Source organism: Candidatus Ruthia endofausta, assembly GCF_013342985.1.
GTDB classification, from domain to species: domain Bacteria; phylum Pseudomonadota; class Gammaproteobacteria; order PS1; family Pseudothioglobaceae; genus Ruthia; species Ruthia endofausta.
Window position 1 is genome coordinate 728883 of record NZ_CP054490.1, and the last position, 20794, is coordinate 749676.

The 20794-nt window shown below is 35.7% G+C and carries 31 protein-coding genes, 1 tRNA gene and 1 pseudogene; 17 read left to right on the top strand and 16 right to left on the bottom strand.

Going from position 1 to position 20794, the window contains the following annotated elements; genetic code table 11:
- Positions 1 to 153 precede the first annotated feature (153 nt).
- From HUE58_RS04075 to HUE58_RS04100, 6 genes and pseudogenes are all read right to left on the bottom strand, one after another.
- Positions 154 to 402: a hypothetical protein gene (locus HUE58_RS04075; RefSeq protein ID WP_174605752.1), complete on the bottom strand. Its 249-nt coding sequence runs from the start codon at positions 400 to 402 to the stop codon at positions 154 to 156.
- 6 nt (positions 403 to 408) lie between these two features.
- Positions 409 to 537, bottom strand: a complete 129-nt coding sequence (locus HUE58_RS07145) for a hypothetical protein (RefSeq protein ID WP_277997990.1) — start codon at positions 535 to 537, stop codon at positions 409 to 411.
- Between the two features lie 90 nt (positions 538 to 627).
- Positions 628 to 864: an MBL fold metallo-hydrolase gene (locus HUE58_RS06920; protein ID WP_246260744.1), complete on the bottom strand. Its 237-nt coding sequence runs from the start codon at positions 862 to 864 to the stop codon at positions 628 to 630.
- Positions 865 to 915: 51 nt separating this feature from the next.
- A pseudogene (locus tag HUE58_RS04085) lies at positions 916 to 1216 on the bottom strand (YciI family protein).
- A 259-nt stretch (positions 1217 to 1475) separates the two neighbouring features.
- Positions 1476 to 2219, bottom strand: a complete 744-nt coding sequence (gene dapB / locus HUE58_RS04090) for a 4-hydroxy-tetrahydrodipicolinate reductase (protein ID WP_174605753.1) — start codon at positions 2217 to 2219, stop codon at positions 1476 to 1478.
- Positions 2220 to 3473: 1254 nt separating this feature from the next.
- Complete coding sequence (locus tag HUE58_RS04100) at positions 3474 to 3671, bottom strand: HRDC domain-containing protein (RefSeq protein ID WP_174605755.1); 198 nt, start codon at positions 3669 to 3671, stop codon at positions 3474 to 3476.
- A 154-nt stretch (positions 3672 to 3825) separates the two neighbouring features.
- Here HUE58_RS04100 and HUE58_RS07240 point away from each other — a divergent pair, with 154 nt between their 5' ends.
- The 5 genes from HUE58_RS07240 to HUE58_RS04125 all read left to right on the top strand — a co-directional run bounded on the left by HUE58_RS07240 (position 3826) and on the right by HUE58_RS04125 (position 5782).
- A complete protein-coding gene (locus tag HUE58_RS07240) occupies positions 3826 to 3960 on the top strand; it encodes a hypothetical protein (protein ID WP_340689638.1) in 135 nt (44 codons plus the stop codon).
- A 193-nt stretch (positions 3961 to 4153) separates the two neighbouring features.
- Positions 4154 to 4489 carry an EF-hand domain-containing protein gene (locus HUE58_RS04110; RefSeq protein WP_174605756.1) on the top strand — a complete coding sequence of 112 codons (336 nt, stop codon included), beginning with the start codon at positions 4154 to 4156 and terminating at the stop codon, positions 4487 to 4489.
- 32 nt (positions 4490 to 4521) lie between these two features.
- A complete protein-coding gene (locus tag HUE58_RS04115; protein ID WP_174605757.1) occupies positions 4522 to 5061 on the top strand; it encodes a sigma-70 family RNA polymerase sigma factor in 540 nt (179 codons plus the stop codon).
- Between the two features lie 9 nt (positions 5062 to 5070).
- Positions 5071 to 5355: a hypothetical protein gene (locus tag HUE58_RS04120; RefSeq protein ID WP_174605758.1), complete on the top strand. Its 285-nt coding sequence runs from the start codon at positions 5071 to 5073 to the stop codon at positions 5353 to 5355.
- A complete protein-coding gene (locus HUE58_RS04125) occupies positions 5348 to 5782 on the top strand; it encodes a hypothetical protein (protein ID WP_174605759.1) in 435 nt (144 codons plus the stop codon). The genes HUE58_RS04120 and HUE58_RS04125 overlap by 8 nt, the downstream gene beginning before the upstream one ends.
- A 22-nt stretch (positions 5783 to 5804) precedes the next feature.
- On the opposite strand, the gene kdsA is transcribed toward HUE58_RS04125, so the two are convergent.
- Positions 5805 to 6638 (bottom strand): 3-deoxy-8-phosphooctulonate synthase, encoded by an 834-nt coding sequence (kdsA, locus tag HUE58_RS04130; RefSeq protein WP_174605760.1) that lies wholly within the window; start codon positions 6636 to 6638, stop codon positions 5805 to 5807.
- Positions 6639 to 6706: 68 nt separating this feature from the next.
- Here kdsA and trpC point away from each other — a divergent pair, with 68 nt between their 5' ends.
- The 6 genes from trpC (at position 6707) to HUE58_RS04160 (ending at position 9447) form a co-directional block, all read left to right on the top strand.
- Positions 6707 to 7504, top strand: coding sequence for an indole-3-glycerol phosphate synthase TrpC (gene trpC, locus HUE58_RS04135; protein WP_174605761.1), 798 nt, complete (start codon positions 6707 to 6709; stop codon positions 7502 to 7504).
- On the top strand, positions 7501 to 7914 hold the full coding sequence (locus HUE58_RS04140; protein ID WP_174605762.1) for an OsmC family protein: 414 nt from the start codon (positions 7501 to 7503) through the stop codon (positions 7912 to 7914). The genes trpC and HUE58_RS04140 overlap by 4 nt, the downstream gene beginning before the upstream one ends.
- Positions 7907 to 8128: a hypothetical protein gene (locus HUE58_RS04145; protein WP_174605763.1), complete on the top strand. Its 222-nt coding sequence runs from the start codon at positions 7907 to 7909 to the stop codon at positions 8126 to 8128. The genes HUE58_RS04140 and HUE58_RS04145 overlap by 8 nt, the downstream gene beginning before the upstream one ends.
- Entirely contained in the window at positions 8116 to 8502 is a 387-nt protein-coding gene (locus HUE58_RS04150) for a hypothetical protein (RefSeq protein ID WP_174605764.1), read from the top strand. Before HUE58_RS04145 ends, HUE58_RS04150 begins: the two co-directional genes overlap by 13 nt.
- A gap of 49 nt (positions 8503 to 8551) precedes the next feature.
- Positions 8552 to 8644, top strand: a tRNA-Ser gene (locus HUE58_RS04155).
- Between the two features lie 23 nt (positions 8645 to 8667).
- Positions 8668 to 9447 carry a thiazole synthase gene (locus HUE58_RS04160; protein ID WP_174606233.1) on the top strand — a complete coding sequence of 260 codons (780 nt, stop codon included), beginning with the start codon at positions 8668 to 8670 and terminating at the stop codon, positions 9445 to 9447.
- Between the two features lie 1406 nt (positions 9448 to 10853).
- On the opposite strand, the gene HUE58_RS04165 is transcribed toward HUE58_RS04160, so the two are convergent.
- Positions 10854 to 11174, bottom strand: coding sequence for a DUF6172 family protein (locus HUE58_RS04165; RefSeq protein ID WP_174605765.1), 321 nt, complete (start codon positions 11172 to 11174; stop codon positions 10854 to 10856).
- A 74-nt stretch (positions 11175 to 11248) separates the two neighbouring features.
- On the opposite strand from HUE58_RS04165, the gene HUE58_RS04170 reads away from it, so the two are divergent.
- Genes HUE58_RS04170 through HUE58_RS04185 form a run of 4 tightly spaced genes read left to right on the top strand, consistent with a single transcriptional unit; the run spans position 11249 to position 14680 of the window.
- Positions 11249 to 12358 (top strand): aminotransferase class I/II-fold pyridoxal phosphate-dependent enzyme, encoded by a 1110-nt coding sequence (locus HUE58_RS04170; RefSeq protein ID WP_174605766.1) that lies wholly within the window; start codon positions 11249 to 11251, stop codon positions 12356 to 12358.
- Positions 12345 to 13082: an alpha/beta fold hydrolase gene (locus tag HUE58_RS04175; RefSeq protein ID WP_174605767.1), complete on the top strand. Its 738-nt coding sequence runs from the start codon at positions 12345 to 12347 to the stop codon at positions 13080 to 13082. The genes HUE58_RS04170 and HUE58_RS04175 overlap by 14 nt, the downstream gene beginning before the upstream one ends.
- Positions 13083 to 13096: 14 nt before the next feature.
- Positions 13097 to 13585, top strand: a complete 489-nt coding sequence (purE, locus tag HUE58_RS04180) for a 5-(carboxyamino)imidazole ribonucleotide mutase (protein WP_174605768.1) — start codon at positions 13097 to 13099, stop codon at positions 13583 to 13585.
- Positions 13586 to 13588: 3 nt separating this feature from the next.
- The gene (locus HUE58_RS04185; protein WP_174605769.1) at positions 13589 to 14680 is read left to right on the top strand and encodes a 5-(carboxyamino)imidazole ribonucleotide synthase; all 1092 of its coding nucleotides are present in this window, start codon (positions 13589 to 13591) and stop codon (positions 14678 to 14680) included.
- A gap of 3 nt (positions 14681 to 14683) precedes the next feature.
- On the opposite strand, the gene HUE58_RS04190 is transcribed toward HUE58_RS04185, so the two are convergent.
- From HUE58_RS04190 to lpxK, 5 genes are read right to left on the bottom strand one after another with little or no spacing between them, the layout of a single operon-like run.
- Complete coding sequence (locus HUE58_RS04190) at positions 14684 to 15058, bottom strand: glutaredoxin domain-containing protein (protein ID WP_174605770.1); 375 nt, start codon at positions 15056 to 15058, stop codon at positions 14684 to 14686.
- Positions 15055 to 15888: a bifunctional methylenetetrahydrofolate dehydrogenase/methenyltetrahydrofolate cyclohydrolase FolD gene (gene folD, locus HUE58_RS04195; RefSeq protein WP_174605771.1), complete on the bottom strand. Its 834-nt coding sequence runs from the start codon at positions 15886 to 15888 to the stop codon at positions 15055 to 15057. Before folD ends, HUE58_RS04190 begins: the two co-directional genes overlap by 4 nt.
- A 3-nt stretch (positions 15889 to 15891) precedes the next feature.
- Positions 15892 to 16626, bottom strand: a complete 735-nt coding sequence (gene kdsB, locus HUE58_RS04200) for a 3-deoxy-manno-octulosonate cytidylyltransferase (RefSeq protein ID WP_174605772.1) — start codon at positions 16624 to 16626, stop codon at positions 15892 to 15894.
- The gene (locus tag HUE58_RS04205) at positions 16626 to 16805 is read right to left on the bottom strand and encodes a Trm112 family protein (protein WP_174605773.1); all 180 of its coding nucleotides are present in this window, start codon (positions 16803 to 16805) and stop codon (positions 16626 to 16628) included. The genes kdsB and HUE58_RS04205 overlap by 1 nt, the downstream gene beginning before the upstream one ends.
- On the bottom strand, positions 16802 to 17749 hold the full coding sequence (gene lpxK / locus HUE58_RS04210) for a tetraacyldisaccharide 4'-kinase (protein WP_174605774.1): 948 nt from the start codon (positions 17747 to 17749) through the stop codon (positions 16802 to 16804). Before lpxK ends, HUE58_RS04205 begins: the two co-directional genes overlap by 4 nt.
- Before the next feature lie 280 nt (positions 17750 to 18029).
- On the opposite strand from lpxK, the gene HUE58_RS04215 reads away from it, so the two are divergent.
- Positions 18030 to 19265 (top strand): lipoprotein-releasing ABC transporter permease subunit, encoded by a 1236-nt coding sequence (locus HUE58_RS04215; RefSeq protein ID WP_174605775.1) that lies wholly within the window; start codon positions 18030 to 18032, stop codon positions 19263 to 19265.
- Positions 19258 to 19938, top strand: a complete 681-nt coding sequence (locus HUE58_RS04220; protein ID WP_174605776.1) for an ABC transporter ATP-binding protein — start codon at positions 19258 to 19260, stop codon at positions 19936 to 19938. Before HUE58_RS04215 ends, HUE58_RS04220 begins: the two co-directional genes overlap by 8 nt.
- A gap of 118 nt (positions 19939 to 20056) precedes the next feature.
- Here HUE58_RS04220 and HUE58_RS04225 read toward each other — a convergent pair whose 3' ends face one another.
- The 3 genes from HUE58_RS04225 to panD are packed head-to-tail and all read right to left on the bottom strand — an operon-like array spanning position 20057 to position 20787.
- On the bottom strand, positions 20057 to 20209 hold the full coding sequence (locus HUE58_RS04225; protein ID WP_174605777.1) for a hypothetical protein: 153 nt from the start codon (positions 20207 to 20209) through the stop codon (positions 20057 to 20059).
- A 39-nt stretch (positions 20210 to 20248) separates the two neighbouring features.
- Entirely contained in the window at positions 20249 to 20419 is a 171-nt protein-coding gene (locus HUE58_RS04230) for a hypothetical protein (RefSeq protein WP_174605778.1), read from the bottom strand.
- Complete coding sequence (gene panD, locus HUE58_RS04235; protein WP_174605779.1) at positions 20416 to 20787, bottom strand: aspartate 1-decarboxylase; 372 nt, start codon at positions 20785 to 20787, stop codon at positions 20416 to 20418. Before panD ends, HUE58_RS04230 begins: the two co-directional genes overlap by 4 nt.
- Positions 20788 to 20794 lie beyond the last annotated feature (7 nt).

A 20794-nucleotide genomic window follows, 5' to 3' on the forward strand; every position in this document is an offset into this window, starting at 1 on the left:
TATCATTTTTCTTAACTAAATGTAACTGATGTAACTGGTCTAGATGACACCAATAAGGATGTTGATCTTGATTTTTCTTTAACTCATCAGTCTTTTATGCGCCCCTACCTAAGGTTCAAAAAAATAAAATCAACAGTAAACTAAACGACTTCATTAAGTGTTATACATTTCTAAAATATAATACAAAGTCATGCCTTCAGATGACCTAGATGGGCCCAGTGCTTTTGCAGCGTATAAATGATTACTAGGGTCTGATTTTTCCATAGCGACATCTAAATCTTCAACCACTTCTACATTATTAGCCGGTACACGTTCACGCTTAATTCTTGGGATTCTAACCACGGCAAATACTTCTTTAACAACGCTAATGCTTGGATGCGGATCTAGCGAATAACCTCTCATAACGTTTTAATCATAATTTTTTGTACCATAAACTTGATTAGCAGGCACTGCAACATGGATTTTTTTAGGCAAATCTAGTTCCATTACATTGACTCGATGGATAAATGTTTGTTTGTCTGCATTCGCATCAATCATTTCGTTAAATTGCTTTTCTTCCCAAATTGAATCACTGTTCTACCGCCATAATCATGGGCAGGAGATAAACTAACTAAAGTATCACCATCATTAAGAAAAACACCTGCACAAGTAACTGCATTGGCGCCCCGGGGTACCCCCAGCCGATTTTAGCCTGACTAAATGCTGCTTTAATGGACAAGAACTGGTAATGTGATCGGCATGCACATGTGTTTCAAGAATATATTTAAGATTCAAGCCTAATTCTTCAATCAAACCAATATCTCGTTGCTTGGTTTCATCCACTGTGTCAGTGATAATAGCATCCAGAGTTTGTACGTCTGCCAAAAGATAGGTATAAGTTGAACTAATTTTTTCATAAAGGACGTAGTAATAAACTCATAGCAATACCTTTTTAAATGGTTTAATAATAACGCTTGCATAAGCACCAGACTTAATATAAGGGTCTGTATCTGCCCAAACTTTTGCAACTTCTAAAGAATCAAATTCTGCCACCACCAATGAGCCTGTAAAACCTGCTTCACCAGGTTCATTGGTATCAATAGCAGGATGAGGTTCCTGCCAAAATTAAATGTCCTTGATTTTTTAAAACCTCTAATCGCTTAATATGTGCTGGACGTGCTAGCATTCTTTTTTCTAGTGAATCGTCAACATCTTGTAAAATAATAGCATATAACATAACTTTTTTAATATTTCTCCCGCCAATTACGCCAATTGAACAACGCCAATAGTGTGGTAACACAAAAAAATCCATAAGTACACACGCAAATTTGAAACTAACATAAGCACTAAAATACCAACAACAATCAAAACTGGGATATTTATCCGTTCACCAAGTAGCTCTATTATAAGGGCTAATTGCCAATACAGTAAACAAAGTTATATAAATTACCAATAAAATGAGCGGCACTTTATGCGTATATGTGGTCGCATTTTTTTTAAGTAATCTCCAATACGTCTTTCATTGAATAAACGCAACCTTTGTCAAAGGGTGCTTTATCCAACCAAATTGCTGCACGGAGCGCCCCAAGTGCAAAGGTCATTCTTGATGAGGCCTTATGAGTAATTTCTACACGCTCGCCTTGCATAAAAAAACTCACTGTATGTTCACCCACTACGTCACCACCACGGATTGTAGAGAATCCAATTGTATTTTTATCTCTCACCTGCTCAATACCTTCTCGCCCATAAATAGCACACATCTTTAAATCCCTGCCCAGTGTATCAGCAATCACCTCGCCCATCTTTAATGCAGTGCCGCTAGGGGCGTCTACCTTAAAACGATGATGCGTCTCAACAATTTCAATATCGCTATCTTCCCCTACTACTTTTGCTGCCATTTCCAAAAGTTTTAAAGTTAAATTAACCCCTACGCTCATATTGGGTGCAAACACAATAGATACATTCTGCACAAGGCGGGTTAGTTGACTCAGTTCATCATCATTAAAACCTGTCGTACCAATGACCATTTTCTTACCTGCTTTAGCACAAATTGATAGGTAACCAAGTGTAGCTGTTGGGCAAGTAAAATCAATAAGCACATCAAACTGGTTTAATACCACACTTAAATCATCACTCTTATCTAACGCAACGCCTAACGCAACACTATCGTTTTGATTGATTGCTTCAATAATGATTTGACCCATACGCCCTGATGCACCAGTCACTGCAATTTTTATCATTTTTTCAGTTCTCCAATATTATATAGGATAACGATATCTTGCTGATTTTTTGAAAAATCTTTAGAATTTCGGGTGACTAAAATAGCCTTATTTTGTCTTGCTGTGGCCAGAATAATCGCATCTGGCAACTTTACCTTTTTTGAAAACTTTTTAACATTTTTTTATGCACATCTTTGACACCAAGGATTACTTTTTATATAGGCAATAACACTAATTGCAATCTGATCATATTGCTCAATATGTATTTTTTGCTTTAAAAACCGATCAAATTATACCAAAACTGGTCTAGTTAGTCAATTTTGGTATAATTCTTTAAAATACTGGGTATTTATGCTTTTTATTTTTAGTTAGCCCGTAATATTTAAAGGTAATCTCACTGTCAACAGTAAGTAGGCGGATGTGCTCGCTCAATATCTATAAGCCCAGAGCCGATCTTAACAATCATCCTTTTTTTAGTTTTGCATTTAACCGAGCCCATTTGTCTTTATATTGACCTTTTCCGCTCAATATTTCAATAACGATACATTCCTTTTCAACCTTTAAAGCACTTGATAAACGTCCAGTTTAATAAGGCGTTTTAGGATTGCGCACCACAACACCCTCCCCCTTATTATCAATCACTTTTTCTAGGAAATTATCCAGTTGTTGCTTGGACTTAATAGGTGTTTGTCTGATAATTTTTAAAATTCTATTAGGATGTTACTTAAGATACGTTTATAAAACTTCTAAATCTTACAACAACCCACCTTTTTGATTAGGCACTTCAAAAATATTAAAACTCACAACTTTCCAACGATTGTCAGGCATTTTTTGTCTAACAATTGATGAGAAATGCTCAAAATCACCACGTCTTGTTCAAAGTTTGCCATCAATTTCAAAATCTGGGAAATTCATCGTTCAAAACTTTGGCGGATTAAGTGTCTTTCCACCTCAGCTGATTAGTTTTTTTCCGTCCCAAAATCCTTTAATACCGTCTAATTTTTCACTCATTATCCAATCAATAACATCAAGATTTTTATTATATGTCTTAAGTAAAAAATAAATCAGGTTTGTTTGCAAGAGTTAAACAAGGCAATATTAATAAGAATAATAATTTGCTATTTATTTTTTAATCTATTTGATTAAGTTACTTAAAAGTCGTTAATATAGTGTTGCATTTTTTCAATACGGTGGTTAATGCTAAAAAACGAACACCATATTTTTCAAGTTTAACCTGCCCCACACTATTTAATTTGCAATAATCTTTCTTCATTATTAGACAAAAAAATGCGCCATTTCTGTTAGCGCCTTATTGTCAAAAATAATATAAGCTGGCATACCTTCTTCTTTGGCAATTTCTCGTCTTAGCACTTGTAATGCTTCTAAAATTTTCTCATCTACCGCTTCTTGCAATAGAGGAAACTCATCAAACCCGAAAGTATTTTGTAATATTTGATGCTTGCTTTTAAGCATGGGTTATTTTATCTAAGTGTTTAAAAAAATATCGTGCAATCTTTAAATAATTCAAAGGAATGAAAAATGATAAAAGACAACAAGCAAAAAACTCTCTCCAATTACTATTTCATTACATTGGCTTGTTGCCATTGTTTTTATTGCATTGATTGTAGTGGATATATACATGGAGGAAAACAAGGTATGTTCTCTATACCCAATACACAAATCAATTGGAATACTGGTTTTTGGTGTTATTTTAATGCGTGTTATTTGTCGCATTAAAAATGGCTGGCCTGTATCTATTTAGTCAATATAAAGTTGCATATTATCGGGGCATCAAAACACCATTGTATTGACAAAGATAGCACCTTACGTAGAATATTTGGTAAAAAATAAATATTTAAGATTTTATAATCGAAGACTTTAAGTAAATATCTCGTATCAACTTAGTATCAATAAAAAATTTTATTGATACTAACCAAAAATATAAGGAAATAATTATGAAAAAACAACCATTAATATTAACCCTAACAACAACTTTATTATTAACAACAAGTAGTTATGTTTTTAGCGATAATAGCAGAGCGTATGATCAAGATAATCATGAACATCAATCATACAATCAACACCACACGTCATACTACGCTAACAAAAATCACAAGTTTGAAAGACATAATATGAATAATACTGGTAAAAGAATCACCTTGGATGAATTCATCACACTTAAAAAAGCAAAATTCTCTCAAATGGATACGAATGGTGATGGCGTATTAACTCAAAATGAAATGAGAAATCATAGACGAAATCAACACCAATCAATGAAAGGAATGTTCTAATTTTTCTTGCTAATAACCCTCTAACAAACCTAATGAGCGTTATTAGCAAGAAAAATGACGAATGCTTGATGATTATGATTCAAAAACACCATCATCAGGCATTTGATATTTTGGTTCAAAGACATCATCAGCGTTTTTATACTATGTCTTATCGCATGTTGTTCAATCAAAACGATGCTCAGGATATTGTCCAAGAAGCCTTTTTAAAGCTTTGGAACAATCCTAATAGTTACCAATCTGAAAAAAGTCTTTTTACCACTTGGTTTTACAAAGTGGTTGCTAATTTGTGTCTAGATCATAAGAAAAAAATTAAAACACAATCGATTGAACATATTGACCATGTCGCAGACCCATCCGATTTGACAGAAAATTTAGAACAAGAACAAGCACAATTTAATCTTAAACAAACCATTATTTCACTACCCAAACGGCAACGTTTAGCAATTGTTTTATGCTTTTATGAGAATATGAGCAATAAGCAAGCCGCTCAAATTATGAACATTCGACTTAAAGCTTTGCAATCACTATTAATGCGTGGCAAAGCACAACTCAAACAAAAACTTAATCTATAATAAAAAAATATGCTTAATAACGACAAAGAACTCCAATTACAACTCAACAAGCTAAAGATTCAAGCGCCCTCCGCTTATGCCATTCAAAGTATTATTAAAAAAAGCAAAGCCCAGATGAACGCCTACATACCTTCAGAAACTATAGCATTAAGTCTATTAACACTACCTAAAAAAATGATACTACTATTTATCTTAATTTTAGGAATTGCTATTGGATGGGGTTTGACCAATGAGATAGCAGACCAAGATTCTTATTTATTTTCCGATTACCAACAAGGTGTTTTTTATGAGTAAAAAAATTAAAATTATCTTAACCATTTCACTATTGTTAAACATTTTACTAATCGGTTTTCACATTGGCATGATTGCTAAAAAGCAATGGCATGGTCATTATAAAAAGCCATTACATATAAAATTCTCAAACAGCTTGGCGCATTTACCCAATGCACAACAACAATTAGAAGAAAAATTACAAACGTTTCAACAACAAGAAATGACCAATCATAAGAAAATGAAGCTCTTATATTTAGATATTTTTAATTTATTATTAGCGCCTGTGTTTGAGCCAAGTTTGTACGAGGAAAAAAGCCAACAACTAGCGCAATTAAAACAACGAAAGGATAAATTGATAAAAAACTTTATTAAAGAAACAGCACTATCATTAGACCAACAACAACGCAAAAGATTTTTTCGCGCCTTAAGAAAAAGCAATAGACATTAATCACATAAATAACTAGGTATTTTTACAAACCATCTTCTAAAAAGCCATTTTTCTTAGTTATATTATCTAATTCTTGCAAGGTTTTAAGTAATTCTTCTATTTTATCAATCGGCATAGAATTAAGACCATCGCTCTTGGCATTCTCAGGATTTGGATGGGTTTCCATAAAAATACCACTGATGCCAACAGCAACAGCCGCTCTTGCCAAAACTGGCACCATTTCTTGTTGCCCACCTGAGGTTGTGCCTTGTCCGCCAGGTTGTTGTACTGAATGCGTGGCATCAAAGACCACAGGGCAATTTGTACTGCGCATACTTGCCAAACCGCGCATATCAGAAACCAAAGTATTGTAACCAAACGAAGTACCACGGTCGCACACAGTAATTTGTTGATTGCCTGTAGCATAAGCCTTCTCAACAACATTATTCATATCCCAAGGGGCTTGAAATTGGCCTTTTTTAATATTAACAGGCAAACCTTGTTTGCAAACATTTTGAATAAAATTAGTTTGGCGTACTAAAAAAGCAGGCGTTTGCATCATGTCAACCACACTCGCCACTTCATCAAGTGGCGTGTCTCCATGAACATCGGTTAAAACAGGCACGCTAACCTCGTCTTTAACCTTTTGCAAAATTCTTAGACCTTGCTCCAACCCCAAGCCTCTAAAACTATTAGCACTGGTACGATTTGCCTTGTCATAGGATGACTTATAAACAAAGTTGATGCCCAAATCATTAGTGACTTTTGCCAAATAAGTCGCCGTTTCCATTGCCAAGGTTTCAGATTCAATAACGCAAGGACCTGCTATTAAAAAAAATGGTTGATCAATGCCTACTTCAAAATCTAGTAATTTCATGGCTTGACTCTTGCTTAAAAATTTAAAGTTTAATTATAAGTTATACAATTCATTTAAAATACTTAATCATGACAAATACCCCCGACATTTTAAAAAAAATTATTGCTAGAAAGCAGCAAGAAATTGCGCAATGTATAAAAACCATGCCTTTGGTAGAGATTATTGAGCAATCAAAAAACGCATCAAAAACACGTGGCTTTTACCAAGCGCTTAAAACCAAAGTAGATGCCAAGCAAAATGCTGTGATTGCTGAAATTAAAAAAGCCTCCCCTTCAAAAGGGATTTTACGCAAAGATTTTAACCCAAAAGAAATCGCCAAAAGTTATGAACTAGGGGGTGCTACTTGCTTGTCTATTCTTACTGATAAAGATTTTTTTCAAGGTGATAATCAATACTTAATTGATGCAAGAGCGGTTGTATCACTACCTATTTTACGTAAAGAATTTATTATTGATGCTTACCAAGTTTATGAAGCACGCGCAATGGATTCAGACTGTATTTTGCTCATCGCTGCTTGTTTAACTGATACTCAAATGAATGAGCTTTCATCATTAGCAATATCCTTAACGATGAATGTATTAATCGAAGTGCACAACTTAAGAGAACTCAAACGCGCACTTAAACTTAACCTGCCAATGATAGGCATTAACAATCGAAATCTACGTACATTTGAAGTGTCTTTACAAACCACAATAGATTTATTAAAAGAAATTAAAGAAGGTACTTTGGTAATTACCGAAAGCGGCATTTTAAACACTGAAGATGTAACACTCATGAAATCAAACAATATTCATAGTTATCTGGTGGGCGAAGCCTTTATGCGCCAACCCAACCCAGGCCAAGCATTACAGGAGATTTTTGCATGAAAACAACCGTTAAATGGGTTGATAATATGATGATGGTCGGCGAATCAGCCAGTGGTCATGCTCTGGTTATAGATGGTCCTGAGGAATTAGGTGGCAAAAATTTAGGCATTCGCCCTATGGAAATGCTACTACTTGGTATGGGTAGCTGCACGACTATTGATGTTATTTCAACTTTAAAAAAAATGCGTGCAGAAGTGCGAGATTGCCATGCAAAAATTACCGCCAAACGCGCAGACGAACACCCAAAAGTATTTACTGACATTCACATCCATTTTGTCATTAAAGGCAATAACCTAAATGAAAAAAAAGTAGCCAAAGCAGTCAGTTTATCTGCAGATAAATATTGCTCTGCCTCTATCATGCTAGGAAAAACTGCCATCATTACACACGATTTTGAAGTTCATGAATAACACTTGGGGGTGGTTTGGCACGATTACCGGCATTACAGGTGGCTTATTAATAGCACTTAACTTTGAATGGTCTAAATTTGGTTATTTTTTTTTTATGGCATCGGCCATCAGCTGGATTATCCAAGGCACTAAAAATAATGACAATTCTCTAGTATTGCTTAATACGGCCCTTATTTGCGTTAATACATTAGGGATTTATCATTGGTTTTTCTAAAATTATTACTCATTTTAGCCTTTAGCTTTAGCGCTTTAGTCAATCACAGTTTAGCGCAAACAGTCAAAGCATTAGATATTAAAGTGCTTAACCTTGAAATTAGTTACAAGTTAGGCGAAAACGTCTTTGATATTAAAAATCAAGCAAAAGACATTAAAAACCAACTATTTTATCATGAGTACCAACTAGGCACACCCATCAGCTATGACGAGCAATGGAGCAAGTCAGAACAAGCCATTCTCAATGTCAAAATGAAGCTCAAAGCATTAGAAGAAAAAGTCAAATTCGAAGGCGACTGGGGCAAAATACGACTCAAACTTGATCCTAAAGAACACTATCGAAAAATCAACCTAAAATACCAGTATGGTTTCTAAAATTCGGCATTTAAATTTTAACAACTTAGCGTATAATATTTTTCTCAACGGAGAGTTGGCCGAGTGGCTGAAGGCGCGCCCCTGCTAAGGGTGTATAGGGTTTTATTCCCTATCGAGGGTTCAAATCCCTCACTCTCCGCCATTACTTAAAAAATCCTTATGATGATGACTGACACACTACTGGTAATTGCAGGAAAAACTTACCACTCTCGCTTGCTGGTTGGCTCAGGAAAATACAAAGATTTAACACAAACAAAACTAGCAACTGAGGCTGCTGAGGCTGATATTATTACTGTTGCCATTCGGCGAATCAATATCGGGCAGGATAAGAACGAGCCAAATTTATTAGACGTTATCAGCCCCGATAAATACACCATTTTACCCAACACTGCAGGTTGCTATAGCGCCAAAGATGCTGTACGAATTTGTCAATTAGCACGTGAACTTTTGGGCGGGCATAATTTGGTTAAATTAGAAGTGTTGGGCGATGAAAGAACCTTATACCCCAATATTGTTGAAACCCTATCTGCTGCACAAGCCTTGGTTAATGATGATTTTGATGTCATGGTTTATACCAGTGATGACCTAATCATTGCTAAAGAATTAGAACGCATCGGCTGTTGCGCCATCATGCCCCTTGCCTCACTCATCGGCTCAGGCCAAGGCATTGCCAACCCAGCAAATATCAAACTCATTAAAGAACACGCCAATGTACCCGTACTGGTTGATGCAGGCATTGGTTGCGCCTCAGATGCCGCCAAAGCTATGGAGCTAGGCTGCGATGGCGTACTGATGAACTCAGCCATTGCCAATGCCACCAATCCAGTCCTAATGGCAAGCGCCATGAAACACGCCGTCATTGCAGGGCGTGAATCTTTCCTTGCAGGCAGAATGATGAAAAAAACTTACGCCTCAGCCTCATCCCCGATGGAAAATTTAATTTAATAAGTTGCTTAACAACTTAGAGAAAACAACATACAAACCAACGAAAATAAAATTTCTTAATTAAATATTTTTTTAATACTTGTGCCACTTTATTTTTGTTTTTTGCTAAACTCTTTATTTTTCCCCACCCGGCGTGCGTTATTTCTTAGGTAGGTATATTCAATAGTTTAAAAATAAAATTTTGAATATACCTCTCAATCAGAAACGAAACAAACCCTGCTAAAAATACAATTAACAAAACTGCATTTCCCAAAAAAGCTCCACCCATTGTTTATATTTGTAATAATTCAGGCATATTTTTACCAGCCATACACATCACAAACAAAAACATGCCTGTCATCGCAGCAATAAAAAGCAGGTAAGTCAGAAAAACCCAAAAGCGTGTAAAACAAGTGTTGATACACTATTATACTGAAAATAAACTCAACAAATAGACTAACCTTCCAAGCCTTTCTGTATTGTGTGTAAGTACTATTAAAAGGCATTTCTTTAAACAAATAATATTTATTCTTAATTAAATTATTTTTAATTTTTTAAGTCAAAGACGAATGGTTCGATACATTTTTCATTTGTAAGCATTGATATTCATGGAATCTAACTTAGCAAGCACTTCGCCTTGCAAATTAGCAGGAAGAGTGAATTTGTTCAAAATATCTTACCCATTTCCAGTTTTTTCAAATGCTTCTTCATGGCTTGAATAATACAACTCGTCATTCTTTTCCTTTTTGCAGTAGTTGTATTCAGCTTGTTGAAGATAATGTCGCTTGTGAGTTTTTATAGTAGAGCCAGGAGTAACAATATAAGAATTACTAGGGGTCCCTCCCCCCTTGGTATTACCTGCATATTCTCTGTAAGAACAGATTGCTACTTTATCATCTGTTTCACAAGGATATTGAAACGCAAAAATGCAACGATGTATGGTGATCTACTTCAATCAAACAAACAAACAAAGGTGTAGGATATCCATGATGTCGTAGATAGAGCATAAATTCATAGTATTCAGGTGGAGATGGCACTTCAGTAATTACAAACTTAGTTTCGGTTGGCCGGCTAACTCCAAAACATGACTCAAAAGCATATTTTGTGCTTTTTATCTCTTTTGAAAATTCTCCCATGGTTAGGAATTTTGTTGTATTTCGTTCTAAATTGATTTTAACTCCCAACTTGCACATTTTTGACCCCCTAAAAAGGAGGTTAGAAACACCTTCTTCAGTACCTTCACGCAAAGTTTCTTCTTCCTTTGGTAAATTTGAAACAAAATCTTCCCAATCCGATCAACTTGTAAGAGGGATAGTTTTAATTGTATTTTCTTTTTCCGCCATTATCTTATATCCTAAAAAAATATGATTATATAACAATTAAATAAAAAAAAATTTATATAATTTCACGTTTGACAAATTCAGAACTTAATCTAGAAAATTTTCTTCCTCTTTTTCCTCTTCAGGTTTTTTAGTTCGTACACCAGGCTTGGACAGGACTTCTAAGAAAAAAGAATCCAAACCCTCTGCATTAGCCTCTGAAATTACTTTGTTAATTTCAGAAACATGAATCACGCCACAAGAAGTTTCGTCGGTACCATAGCGACAATCAAAATCCCAAAAATCTACTTCTTCAGGTAGTTTTTTATTACGCTCACGTTTAATATATTTTTTAAGCTCGTATTTAATGGCTTCAACCACTCTGGGTCTTTGTTTTTTAGGGTGTGAAAAGCTGAATATTTTTTTCATAATGTATTTAGGTAATAGCAAGAGGTCGATTATATTGTATTATCAAATTGCCTTACAAACTATAAAATAGATTTATGGATTTTTCAAAAAAATTATCAAGTCTTAAACAGAGCCATCTTTATCGCTCAAGAAAAACATCTGAAAATATACAAGATACTCAGATAATTATCAATGGAAAATCGTTGATAAATTTTTGTTCAAATGATTATCTATCGCTTGCCCGACATCCACAAGTTAAAGAGGCGTTCAAACAAGGGGTTGATAAATTTGGGGTTGGTGCTGGTGCATCACACTTGATTAGCGGGCACACACCAGCGCATCAGGCGTTAGAAGAGGCACTGGCTGATTATACCGGGCAAGAGGAAGCCTTGTTATTTTCAACGGGTTATATGGCGAACATAGGGGTGTTTTCTGCACTTAAAGATGAGCTTGATTGGGTATTGCAAGACAAGCTTAACCACGCCTCACTCATTGATGCTAATCATTTAATTGGCTTGCCACTTCAGCGTTATTTGCATAATGATATTGAATCATTAAAGAAAAAAATAGGCAAACAATCTGGGTGTGGATTAATTGTGACTGATAACGTCTTTAGTATGGATGGTAATCGGGCTGATATTAGAGGCATTGAAAAAATTGTGAAAAAATCTAGTGCGCTTTTAATGCAGGATGATGCGCATGGATTTGGTGTATTTGAGCCAACCATTCCAAAAAATTCGATTTACATGGCAACACTAGGCAAGGCTGCAGGTACAATGGGGGGGTTTGTGGCTGGTGATGAGGATTTAATTGATTTTTTAATCCAAAAATCACGCTCTTATATTTACACCACAGCAATTGCATCCGCTTTGTGCGTTGCCACGCTAAAAAGCTTGGAATTGATTAAACAAGGTGAGCAGAATACTAAATTATTAGCCAATATTCGTTATTTTCAGAACCTTTCTAAAACGTTAAATTTACCCATGACAAATTCTAATAGTGCCATTCAGCCATTCACTGTGGGTAGTAGCAAAAAGGCAATTCACCTTTCAAAAGAATTACTAAGTACAGGCTTTTATGTCAGCGCCATTCGCCCACCGACTGTACTAAAAGACACAGCGCGTTTAAGAGTAACGCTAAGTGCCAACCATACACAAAATCAAATTAAACAACTGCTCACCCAATTAAAACATGCTCTACAGTAACACACAAGGTCTTGGGGCTAATTTGGTGGTACTTCATGGCTGGGGATTTAATTCAGAGTTGTTTAACGCTTTGATTAATGATTATAAAGATCAATACCGTATTACAAAAATTGATTTACCTGGACATGGTAGAAGTGCTAATATTGATGGCGGACTTGATGAATGGTGTGATGAAATTATCAAAATTTTACCAAAAAATACTATCCTATTGGGCTGGTCATTGGGTGGATTGCTTGCGATTAAAATTGCCAGTAAAATAACTATATCAAGGCTTATTCTTATTGCGTCAACACCTAGTTTTATTCAAACAAACAGCTGGGAGTTTGGCATAGATGCAAACAATTTTGAGAAATTTTCAAGTGCTTTACAATTGAATTTATCTAAAGGTTTAGAACGCTTTACTAGTCTACAAACTAAAGACAAGTCAAAGCTTGAAGCTCTAAATAAAGCCATTGAACAATACCCAGCAACAGCACAAGCACTTAATCAGGGCTTGGAAATCTTATTTAACACAAATCTAAAGAATCAATTTAGAAAACTAGCCATACCAATAGAAGTGATGCTGGGCAAATATGACACTTTAGTGCCCGTTAAAATCAGCCATTGGTATCATCAAAACAACATCAAAACTTATGTGTTAGATGCTGGACATTTGCCTTTTTTGCATCAAGATTTTGCCCTACCCCCAATACTTAAAGTTAAGTATAATTCGAATTATACTTAACTTTGGAGAAACTGATGAATGCACTAGTGGGTGTTACTATGGGGTCAAAATCAGATTGGCCAACCATGAAAAATGCAGTGGATATACTCAAAGAACTTGGCGTGCCACATGAAATTAAAGTGGTTTCTGCACATCGCACGCCTGATTTGATGTTTAACTATGCATCCAGTGCGCTTGAGCGCGGACTTAAAGTCATTATTGCAGGTGCTGGCGGTGCTGCGCATTTGCCGGGCATGCTAGCTAGCAAAACCATTGTGCCAGTATTGGGTGTGCCTGTTCAATCACGTGCACTTAGTGGTCAAGATTCTTTATTATCCATTGCTCAAATGCCTGGTGGTATTCCTGTTGGCACATTAGCTATTGGTGAAGCGGGTGCTAAAAATGCAGGTATTTTAGCGGCTCAAATTATTGGTAATGAGAATCAAACCATCAGAGATGCAGTGGCTGCTTTTAGAGCCAAACAAACTCAGGATGTTTTAGATAATCCTAACCCACAAGATTAACGGATGAAAGTTGGCATATTAGGCGCAGGCCAGTTGGGTAGAATGCTGGCTATTTCTGGCTATCCGCTAAATCATCAGTTTGGTTTTTCTGGTAACACACATGATGAGCCGTCCTCTTTACTAGGACATATGTTCGCACAGCAAGACAACACTAATAATATTGACTCTTTAGTGAATTTTGCTGATGTTATTACTTTTGAAAGTGAGAACACTGAGGTTGAAATTGTTAAAAAAATTAACAAAAAAATACCTGTTTATCCTAATGATAAATCCTTATTTATTACACAGCACCGTGGTCGGGAAAAAGTTTTATTTAAGCAATTAAACATTCCTTGTGCGCCTTACCAAATAATAAACACCCTTGAAGATTTAAAGACAGCGATTGACATAATTGGCCTGCCCGCTATTTTAAAGACTACCATGGAAGGCTATGATGGTAAAGGTCAATTTTTAATACATCATCAAGAGCAAATTAATGATGCTTGGAAAAGCATGAAGGGTGTTGAATCAATTTTGGAAGGATTTATAAATTTCAAACGTGAGCTGTCTTTAATTGCCGTTCGTGGTATTGATAATAGTCATAAATACTATCCACTGATTGAAAATACGCATCATCAGGGTATTTTAAGGCTAACCATTGCACCTGCTCAAAATATTAATAAACAGGTTCAAGAAATAGCGCAACATTACATGCAAACTTTGCTTGATGAAATGAATTATGTTGGTGTGCTTACTATTGAACTGTTTGAAGCTGAAACTGGCTTGGTGGTTAATGAAATGGCACCACGGGTACACAATTCTGGACATTGGAGCATTGAAGGGGCTAACACCTCACAATTTGAAAATCACATCCGTGCCATTACTGGTATGCCACTTGGCAACACGATGCCAACGCATCCATTTTGTGCAATGATTAATATTATTGGTGAACTTGGCGATATTGATACTGTGCTTAAAATGCCAAATGCATACCTGCATTTATACAACAAATCTGAGCGTAAAAACCGCAAACTCGGTCATATTAATATTATCGCCAATTCTCAAGTTGAGTTGGATGAGAGCATTGCAAAATTAAAAGACTTTTTACCTCAATAAGTATTAGCCAAAATGCTTATTGAGGTAAGCACTAATCTCATCAGATTCAAACATCCATTGAACCTCATTACCATTAGTAATCTTTAAGCAAGGCACTTGAACTTTACCCGTTTCTTGTTGCATTTCATCTCGAAATTCACTGCCAATGGTTTGTGTATTACGCGTAACAATGTTTAGGTTTAATCGTCTAATTACTCGACGGATTTTGATGCAGAACGGACAAGCAAAAAACTGATACAGCTCAATACTGACAGTTTTCTTATCTGCTTTTTGTTGCTGTTCGCTGGTACGCTTAATCTTGCTAACTGGGATTAGCCAACTAATAAAAGCGATAATAGCGCCTAAGCCGTTTCTCAATCCTTTTAATAAAAATTTCATATTTTTGCCTCATATGCGGTTAATGTGTTTTCTAATAAGGTAGCAATGGTCATTGGCCCGACACCCCCTGGCACTGGTGTAATCCAACCAACAACTCGCTTAACAAACTCAAAATCAACATCGCCAACTAAACGACCATTATCCAATCGATTAATACCTACGTCAATCACAATAGCACCTGGTTTAATCCAGTCACCTTGGATCATCTTAGCAATACCCACTGCAACGACAACAATGTCTGCTTGCTTTAACTTAGTAGAAAGATTTTTGGTTTTGCTATTGCAAATGGTAACTGTTGCTTGAGCATTTAACAATTCGCACGCCATCGGACGACCAACAATATTAGATGCGCCTACTACCACGCAATTTTTACCCACTAAATCCACCCCAGTAGCCTCAAGCATTGTCATCACACCCTTAGGCGTACATGGACGTAAGAAAGGCTTATTTTGCATCAGTTTGCCAATATTTTCACTATGAAAACCATCCACATCTTTTTTAGGAGAGATGGCTTCAATGACTGAATTTGTATCTAAATGCTTTGGGAGTGGTAATTGCACCAAAATGCCATCAATTTTATCACTATTATTCAAACGCTCAATTTCAGATAATAATTCTGCTTGGGTGGTATTGACAGGTTTGTTAATTTTTTCTGAATAAAAACCCACCTCTTTACAAGCGTTGTCTTTATTACGAACATAAGCTGCTGAGGCAGGGTCGTTGCCAACTAAAATAACTGCCAGTCCTGGTTTTCTATCAAGCGTATCAACTTTTAATTTAATACTTGCTCGTAAATTCTGTGCAATTTGTTTGCCATCAATAATGTTCATAATTCAGCTCAACTCTTTTCTTGCTTTATCTAAATCACGTTGCATATCAACACCATGCCCAATGCTAGCACAAGCTAGCGCCACATGGATATCAAACCCTTCGTTAAGCACAGTTAATTGTTCTAATTTTTCAACTTGCTCATATGAAGAGCTATCCATGGTTAAGTATTGTTTGATAAATCTTGCTCGATAAGCATATATACCAACGTGTTTAAAGCACAACTTTAAATCAAAATCCTTTGCCTCTCTAAAAAAAGGAATGGCGGCACGTGAAAAATATAAAGCCTTGCCAACTTTACTAAAAACCACCTTAACACAGTTAGGGTCAAGATATTGCGCCTCATTAGTAATTTGCTCACACAAAGTTGCCATGTGCATAGGACTGCTTGCTAAGTTATTAGCCACTTGGTCAATCACACTTGGATCTAGCATTGGCTCATCGCCCTGCACATTAACGATAATTTCATCATCATCAATATCTAATACCTCTAACACTTGTGCAATTCTTGAAGTGCCAGAAGTATGACATTCGTCAGTCATGCAAGTTAAAGCGCCAAAATCATTAGCAACTATTTCAATGCGCTTATCATCGGTTGCAATAATGACACGATTTGCACCACTATTGATTGCATTTTCATAAGCTAATTGAATCAAAGGCTTGCCATGAATATCTTTAAGTAGTTTGGCTGGCAATCTACTTGATGCGTACCTAGCAGGAATGATAACGGAAAAATCCATTACTTTCTATCAGTACCTTGCTCTAATTGACGCGCCTCTTCGACCAGCAAAATTGGAATGCCGTCTTCAATTGGATAGGCCAAGCCACTCACTTCACAAATAAGCTCATCACCTACTTGTTTAAGTGGAGCTTTGCTCTTAGGACATACTAATAATTTTAATAAGGCATCGTCAATCATAATTTAGTATCTAGTTTTTTAAAAAAATCATCGCTCAAATCAGCTTCAACTTGAAGATACCACATTTGATTATTTGCGAATTGTACACATTTTACACAATCCTTAGCAGTCATAAGAATTGGATGGTTATCTTCAAACGCTAAATCATTTTCTTGATAAGCGTAATGATCAGAAAACACATGTGACTCTAAATGAATACCCAGCCTTATTAATGCATTAAAAAAACGTTGGGGATATCCAATTCCAGCAACACCATGACAACACTCACCTTTGAAATAATCCAGTGGCTTTTCTTCACCTGTTTGAACATTAACAAACATTTTTAACACCAATTCAGTGCTAAATTCACCTGCACGTAAGCCAGCATTATTAATCACAAAATCAACACTTTTAAGACGGATGGTTGATTCTCTTAACGGGCCTGCTGGTAAAAAAAATCCATTCCCAAAACGTCGAATTCCATCAACTACAGCAATTTCTATATTTCTATCCATTTTGTAATGTTGTAACCCATCATCGCTGATAATTAAATCAACTTGACATTGATTAATTAAATCCTTAACCGCTTGCGCTCTGTTCTTATTAACCATCACTGGCAAATCTATTTGCCAAGCAATAAGCAAGGGTTCATCACCTGATAAATAAGCATTAGTATCCTTATTCACTAGCAAACTACCTTGGTTGTGCACACCACCATAACCACGTGATACAATACCCACTTGCCTACCTTGCTGTTTAAAATGCTGTGCCAATGCAATCACAATTGGTGTTTTTCCTGTACCGCCAACCGTAATATTACCCACCACAATTACAGGGTATTTAAATTTTTGAACCTTAAAAAAGTTAGCTCGATAAAGCCATTTTCTAAACACTGACACTACATAAAAAATACTCGATACTGGTAGTAACAAATAATTAATAATACCTCGAGTGTTTAAATCCATTACTGTCTAATACTCGTTTTGAGTTTGATATTTTTTCTCAGTGAATTTCAACATTCCTGCAGCAGACAATATCAAAATCGAGACAACCTTAATAATCAAATACTCATGTACAGCTGACCAAATAATTGTTGCATCTATCACAAACAATCCCACAATATGGAAGGTTTCAATAAGAATATCACCCAGTTAATCAATTTTATCTTTCATTGTTGAATTAGCCATATATATCTCCTTTATTTAGCTATTTATAAAGTAGTAATTATGACAAAATATCATCCTAATGAGTATCGAATTTACAATTTCTAATCAATATTTACGCTCTAGTCGGAAAAAAGGCTTTGTGTCCTTTATTTCTGGGGTTTCTGTGGTAGGTTTGATTTTATCTACCGTTACCTTGATTACAGTGCTATCTGTCATGAATGGATTTCACAAAGAGCTTAGAGATAGGGTGTTAAATGCCATTTCTCATTCGTATATTACTCAATACAATGGTTTGGTTGATAATTGGCAAGATTTACAAACCAAAATCAAGCAACATCCTAATATTGTTAGTACCTCGCCCTATATTGAAAAATATGCTTTACTCAGTACAAAAGATGGTGCTCAAGGTATTAGTGTACGAGGTATTAAGCCTGATTTAGAGAAAAAAACTTCTATTCTGTTAGATAAAATTAAATCTGGTAGTGCCAACTTACTTAAGTCAGACATTTTAATTGGTGCAGGACTGGCAGCACAATTAGGCGTGATTGTTGGTGATAAAATTACACTACTCACACCTAAATTATTTTCCAATATTATAGGTATTCAACCAAGGTTTAAACGCTTTACCATTAGTGGTATCTTTGATGCTGGTATTAGCGAGTATGACAATAATTTAGCCTTTATTAACTTAGGGCAAGCACAGAAGTTATACTCTATGAAGGACAAAGTCTCTGGCATTCGACTCAAAGTTGATAATTTATTTAATGCCAAGAAAATTACTCATGAGGTTATTGCCAGCTTACAAAGTAATCAATATTATGGCGTTGATTGGACGGAGCAAAAGGCCAACTTCATTAAAGCACTTAATCTTGAAAAGCAGATGATTGGTATCATATTATCACTCATTATTGCAGTGGCTGCTTTTAATATTGTTTCTATGATGGTTATGGTGGTGACTGACAAAAAAGCCGACATTGCCATTTTAAGAACCCTTGGCATGACACCCAACCGCATTGTAAAAATATTTTTTTATCAAGGGCTAACAATTGGCCTAGTTGGTATTACCATTGGTAGTATCTTGGGTGCCTTACTCTCGCTTAATATTGAAATGGTTGTTAGTAGTATTGAGTCCATTTTAGGCCTCCAATTCTTTCCAAAAGATGTGTTTTATATCAGCCGCTTCCCTTCTGAAATACACATGATGGATATCATTAAAGTTGCCCTAGGTAGTTTTATTTTAGTCACAATCGCCTCTATTTATCCAGCCAAACGTGCAGGGAAAATAGACATTGCTAAGGTGCTAAATCATGAATAAGATTATTGAGTGCAACAATCTTAGTTATAGCTACTTTGATGGCAAAAAAGCAACGCCGATACTTAACAACCTCAACTTAAGCGTTAAACAAGGTGAATCAATTGCGATTTTAGGACAATCAGGCTGCGGCAAATCTACTTTGCTTAATTTATTAGGTGGTATCGATAAACCCACACAAGGCGAAGTGCTTATCAATGGTATCAATTTAGCCTTATTGAGTGAAAACGACACCACATTATTGCGTGGCAAATATTTAGGCTTTGTGTATCAATTTCATCATCTATTGAATGATTTTAGCGCACTTGATAATGTTGCCATGCCTAAGCGAATACAAGGAGAAGATCAGAAATCTTCTCAAGCCAGTGCCAAAAAATTACTCTCAAAAATTGGGCTTAAACACCGCCTTAATCACTTGCCAAGTGAGCTTTCTGGTGGCGAGCGCCAACGCGTTGCTATTGTAAGGGCTTTAATTACAAACCCCAGTTGTATTCTGGCAGATGAACCCACTGGAAATTTGGATGCTAAAAATGCTTATGAAGTGTTCAATCTAATACTAACACTTAATCGTGTCCAAAACTGCGCGCTGATTGTTGTCACTCACGATGAAAAAATCTCTGCAAAAATGGACAAAGCTCTTATTTTAAATCATGGAACATTAACACCTCTAATCTAGATATAAAACCACGCAAATACACCAATTACAAATAAGTTATTCGCCCGAAAAAGGCCGTATTATTTTTCGTGTTAGCAGTGCTAAGGATGAAGAAATTTGCTTATTTCTCACTCGTCGATTAATTCATGATTTTGTTATCCATTAAAACCAAACCAGCCTCCAAACTTAATGCATTAACCAACTCAAATATTGATAAATCAAAACTCAGTAATGCTTGGTTTATAAACACTTGATTAGCAGATAAAGTAAATTGACTCGCCCCTACTACCAAAAGTAAAAATAATATAGGTTAAAGAATTATCTTGATTTTTTAGCTTAGCGCTTCACCCTTGTCAAAAAAAGCTATTGAACTAGATGCTACATCAACCAACAAGCCTTTTTTCCTGATTGTTGTTTTAGAAGCAAAAAGAATTTTAAGTATTAAACTCAGCAGTAATAACAGAACTAATCCTTGGATGATGTTTTGAATGACTTCTTTCATAAACTTATATTGACACTTATCTTAGTTAAAACATTTTGGTCATTAACATAACACAGCCTAGGCACATAATTCTCAAGTTCTTTTTCAGTGTATATGCCATACGCAGCAATAATTAACACATCGCCCACATTCACTTTATGGGCAGCAGCACCATTAATCGAAATAACACCAGAATTATCCTTGCCACGAATTGTGTAAGTTGTAAAGCGATTGCCATTGTTAATATTGTAAATTTGAATTTGTTCAAATGCACCAAGACCTACTGCATCTAATAGCACACCATCAATCTCACAAGAACCCTCATAATCCAACTCAACCGCGGTTGTTGTTACCCTGTGCAATTTAGCACTCAAAAAAGTTCTTTGCATACAAATG